This is a genomic window from Streptomyces sp. E2N166, assembly GCF_003671715.1.
GTDB classification, from domain to species: Bacteria; Actinomycetota; Actinomycetes; order Streptomycetales; family Streptomycetaceae; genus Streptomyces; species Streptomyces thinghirensis.
Genome location: NZ_RAIF01000012.1, coordinates 582221 through 582538, shown reverse-complemented (window position 1 = coordinate 582538; position 318 = coordinate 582221). Strand labels below are relative to the sequence as shown.

Sequence of the window (318 nt, the reverse complement as noted above, 5' to 3'; positions counted from 1 at the left end):
GGGGACCGTCCGGGCGCCCGGCGCCGCCGCCCGCCGAGCCGCCCGACCACGTGGTCGAGCGCCCCGTACGCGAGGACCAGGCCCTGCTCTACCGGCTTTCCGGCGACTGGAACCCCCTGCACGCCGACCCGGAGTTCGCGGCGCGCGCCGGCTTCGACCGGCCCGTCCTGCACGGGCTGTGCACCTACGGCGGCACGCTCAAGGCGGTCGTCGACACGCTGCTGGACGGTGACGTGACCCGGGTGCGCGAGTACCGCACGCGGTTCGCCGGGGTCGTGTATCCCGGGGAGACGCTGCGGGTGCGCATGTGGCGGTCCG

Annotated in this window: 1 protein-coding gene; it reads left to right on the top strand. The window is 76.1% G+C overall.

Annotation, left to right across the window (positions count from 1 at the left end):
• On the top strand, positions 1–318 hold a 318-nt coding region (locus EBH09_RS38750), incomplete at both ends, for a MaoC family dehydratase (RefSeq protein ID WP_238697304.1).